Below are 1196 nucleotides of genomic sequence, written 5' to 3'. Positions count from 1 at the left end.
GCCATTGCTGTTGTCGGTATGTCGTGTCGTTTTCCGGGTGCTGAGGGTGGGCCGGGGGAGTTTTGGGAGGGGTTGGTCGGTGGGTTCGATGCGGTGGGTGGGGTGCCGTCGGATCGTTGGGACGGGGAGGGTTTTTATGATCCGGATCCGTCGGTGGCGGGGAAGTCGGTGGCGCGGCGTGCGGGTTTTCTGAGTCGGGTTGATGGTTTCGACGCGCGGTTTTTCGGTATTTCGCCGCGTGAGGCTGTGGCGATGGATCCGCAGCAGCGGCTGGTGTTGGAGTTGGCGTGGGAGGCGTTCGAGGACGCCGGTGTGGTGGCGGGTTCGGTGCGGGGGTCGGCTGCGGGTGTGTTCGTGGGGGCGATGGCCGATGATTACGCGGTTCTGGCCCGGCGTGGTGGTGTGGAGGGGATTGGTGCGTTCACGTCGACGGGTCTTGCGCGGAGTGTGATCGCGAACCGGGTGTCGTTCCTGCTGGGTTTGACGGGTCCGTCGTTGGTGGTGGATTCGGGTCAGTCGTCGGCGTTGGTGGCGGTTCATCAGGCGTGTGAGGCGTTGCGTCGTGGTGAGGTGGCGTTGGCGTTGGCGGGTGGGGTGAATTTGATGCTGGCGCCGGAGTCCTCGGTGGTGGTGTCGAAGTTCGGTGGGCTGTCGCCGGATGGGCGTGCGTTTGTTTTCGATGGGCGGGCCAATGGTTATGTGCGGGGTGAGGGTGGGGGGCTTGTTGTTCTGAAGCGGCTGGAGGACGCGGTCGCTGATGGGGATGATGTGGTGTGTGTGATCGCGGGTGGTGCGGTCAACAATGACGGCGGTGGGGATGGTCTGACGGCTCCGCGTGTGGAGGGCCAGGCCGGGGTGTTGCGGCTTGCCTGTGAGCGGGCGGGTGTGGCGCCGGGCGAGGTCGGTTATGTGGAATTGCACGGGACCGGGACGGCGTTGGGTGATCCGGTCGAGGCCGCGGCTCTGGGGATGGTGCTGGGCAATGCGCCGGGGCGTTCCGAGCCGCTGGTGGTGGGGTCGGCGAAGACGAACGTCGGGCATCTGGAGGGTGCGGCGGGGATCGTCGGTCTGATCAAGGCCGCGATGTCGGTGCGGTATGGGGTGGTGCCGGCAAGCCTGAACTTCGAGTCGGCGAATCCGGCGATCGATCTCGATGCGCTGAACCTGCGAGTCCAGACGAAGACGGGTGTGTGGGA

At 65.9% G+C, this 1196-nt stretch carries 1 protein-coding gene; it reads left to right on the top strand.

The window, feature by feature from the left end; translation table 11 throughout:
- Positions 1–3: 3 nt before the first annotated feature.
- A partial coding sequence (locus ABZ565_RS35715) for a polyketide synthase (protein ID WP_361036483.1) occupies positions 4–1196 on the top strand: 1193 nt, incomplete at its 3' end.

Source organism: Streptomyces sp. NPDC016469, assembly GCF_040632905.1.
Taxonomy (GTDB): Bacteria; Actinomycetota; Actinomycetes; order Streptomycetales; family Streptomycetaceae; genus Streptomyces.
This window is presented reverse-complemented; position numbering and strand designations above follow the sequence as displayed.